General features: G+C 70.1%; 4 protein-coding genes. 2 read left to right on the top strand and 2 right to left on the bottom strand.

All coding sequences use genetic code 11. The features are described from left to right. A partial coding sequence (locus tag WA805_RS31610; RefSeq protein ID WP_425244176.1) for a Rieske (2Fe-2S) protein occupies positions 1-452 on the top strand: 452 nt, incomplete at its 5' end. Here the strand turns inward: WA805_RS31610 and WA805_RS31605 are convergent. Next, positions 430-1,437, bottom strand: a complete 1,008-nt coding sequence (locus WA805_RS31605) for an SPFH domain-containing protein (RefSeq protein WP_422274612.1) — start codon at positions 1,435-1,437, stop codon at positions 430-432. The genes WA805_RS31610 and WA805_RS31605 overlap by 23 nt on opposite strands. A gap of 87 nt (positions 1,438-1,524) precedes the next feature. Further along, complete coding sequence (locus WA805_RS31600) at positions 1,525-2,313, bottom strand: ABC transporter ATP-binding protein (RefSeq protein WP_422274610.1); 789 nt, start codon at positions 2,311-2,313, stop codon at positions 1,525-1,527. A gap of 47 nt (positions 2,314-2,360) precedes the next feature. Here WA805_RS31600 and WA805_RS31595 point away from each other — a divergent pair. Then, the coding region (locus WA805_RS31595) for an ACT domain-containing protein (protein WP_425244175.1) at positions 2,361-2,796 on the top strand (436 nt) is incomplete at its 3' end.

Below are 2,796 nucleotides of genomic sequence, written 5' to 3'. Positions count from 1 at the left end.
GGCTGGCGCTCGCCACCGTCGGCGCCTACCTTGGCGGGCACCTGGCGCTGCGACTCGGCGCTGGCGCCAGCCACGCCGAGCCGATCGACCACCTCGCCGGCCTGGGCTGGCACGACCTCTGCCCGCTGAGCGAACTGCCCGACGGGGAGCTCACCCGGCGCCAGCTCGGCTACCTGAGCCTGCTGACGCTGCGCTCGGGTGACACCGTCTACGTGCTGTCGGACCACTGCGCGCACCTGGGCGGCCCGCTGCACCAGGGCCGGGTGGTGACCGTGCGGGACGCGACCTGCGTCACCTGCCCGTGGCACGGCTCGACGTTCCGGGTCGGCGACGGCGCGGTGATGCACGGCCCGGCGACCGCACGGCAGCCCGCGTTCGAATCGCAGGTCACCGAGTCGGGCTGGGTGCAGGTCCGGCCCCGCGGGAAGGCTAAGCGCGAGGCAGCCGCGTGATGCTTCCCGGACCGTCCGGGCCGGGGCCAGGCAGCAGCTGTTCCGGGTCGTCGCCGCGCCGCGGTCTTTCTTCGTCGCGCGCGCTGCCGAAGAAGCTCCCCATGCCCTCCAGGGCCTTGCCCAGCTCGCTGGGCACGATCCACAGCTTGTTCGCGTCGCCCTGCGCGATCTGCGGGAGCATCTGCAGGTACTGGTAGGCGAGCAGCCGCTGGTCCGGGTTCCCCTCGTGGATGGCGCGGAACACCGTGGTGATCGCCTGGGCCTGGCCGCGCGCCCTAGCCGCCTGCGCGGTCGCATCCGCCTCGGCGCGGACCACGGTGGCCTCGGCCTCTCCGGCCGCCCGCAGCACCGCGGCCTGCTTCTCGCCTTCCGCGGTGAGGATCGCCGACTGCTTGGCCCCTTCGGCCGACAGGATCGCCGCGCGCTTGTCCCGGTCCGCGCGCATCTGCTTCTCCATGGAGTCCTGGATGGACGTCGGCGGCTCGATCGCCTTCAGTTCAACCCGGCTGACCCGCAGGCCCCACTTGCCCGTCGCGTCGTCGAGTTCCTTGCGCAGCTCGCTGTTGATCTTGTCCCGGGAGGTCAGCGTGGTGTCCAGGTCCATCCCGCCGACGACGTTCCGCAGCGTGGTGACCGTGAGCTGTTCCACCGCGGCCACGTAGTTGGCGATTTCGTAGGTGGCTGCCTTGGGGTCGGTCACCTGGAAGTAGATGACGGTGTCGATGGCGACGACCAGGTTGTCCTTGGTGATGACGGGCTGCGGCGGGAAGCTGACCACCTGCTCCCGCAGGTCGATGAGGGGTCGCAGCCGGTCAATGAACGGCACGACGAGGTTGAGCCCCGCGTACAGCGTCCGGTGATAGCGCCCGAAGCGCTCGACGATGCCGGCCCGCGCTTGCGGCACGATCCGCACCGAGCGCACCACGGTGAATATAGCGAGGGCCACGATCAGGACGAGAAGGACTACGGCGATGATGGTGCCCATAACGGTCATCTCCGCTCAAGGGAGTTACAACCTCACGCTACCTCCGTGCCGCGGCATGTGCCAGGTCGGTCGCTATGCGTGGTCAACTCACCGGGCCGCCCACGCTGACCAGCGCGAACGACGGTATTCGATCTCCAGCGGGACACCGAAGCAGCGGGACAAATTACGTGCCGTGAACACATCGCTGATGGGTCCGGCCGCGAGGACCGAGCCGCGGCGCAGCAGCATGGCGTGGGTGAAGCCGTCGGGCACTTCCTCCACATGGTGCGTGACGAGGACGATCATCGGCGCCTTCGGGTCGCGGGCCAGCTGTGACAGCCGCCGCAGCAGGTCCTCCCGGCCGCCCAGGTCCAGGCCCGCCGCCGGCTCGTCGAGCAGCAGCATCTCCGGATCGGGCATCAGCGCGCGGGCGATCTGCACCCGCTTGCGCTCTCCCTCGGACAGCGTGGAGAACCGGCGCCTGATCAGGTGCGCGCAGCCGAGTGCGTCGAGCAGCTCTACCGCCCTGGTCACGTCGGCGGACTCGTACTCTTCCTTCCAGCGTCCCAGGATCGCGTAGGACGCGGTCAGCACGAGGTCGATGACCTTTTCGCCGGAAGGGACCCGCTCCGCCAGCGCCGCGCTGGTCATGCCGATCCGCGGCCGCAGGTCGAACACGTCCACTTCGCCGAGCCGCTCGCCGAGCACCTCCACGGTGCCCTCGGTGGGGAACAGCACGGTCGCCGCGACCTGGAGCAGGGTGGTCTTCCCTGCCCCGTTCGGGCCGATGACGATCCAGCGCTCGCTGTCGTGGGCGGTCCAGTTGATATTCCGCAATAGCAGCGACGTCTCGCGCCGTACCGACACGCCACGCAGCTTGAGCACCTCGTCAGACACAGCCCTCCGCCCCTCCTCCGCTCCTCAGAGAGTAGCGTGGGCTCGCCATGAATGAACCACGGACCACGCTGCTGATTACCCTGACTGGCCGGGACCGGCCCGGTGTGACGTCGCGCCTGTTCAGCGTCCTCGCGCGGTTTCCACTCAGCGTGGTCGACATCGAGCAGGTGGTAATCAGGGGCAGGCTGGTGCTCGGCGTCCTCACCTCCTGCGACGAGCCGCCCGACCTGACCGCCATTCACCGCTCGGTCACCAGCATGGCGGCCGGGCTCGGCCTCGACGCGGAGATCACCACCGGGTCGGCCGAGCCGGGGCAGGGCGGCGCCGGTCACGGCGCGGCCGCGGAGCAGTTGCACGTCACGGTGCTCGGTCACCCGCTGCAGCCCGACGCGGTCGCCGCCGTCGCCGGGCGGATCGCCGCGAGCGGCGCCAACATCGACCGCATCACCCGGCTGGCCAGCGATCCGGTCACCTGCATAGAGC

Origin of the sequence: Trebonia sp., from assembly GCF_049794275.1 — a bacterium.
Taxonomy (GTDB): domain Bacteria; phylum Actinomycetota; class Actinomycetes; order Streptosporangiales; family Streptosporangiaceae; genus Trebonia.
Note: the sequence above shows the minus strand (reverse complement) of the source record. Positions and strands in the feature narration are given on the sequence as shown.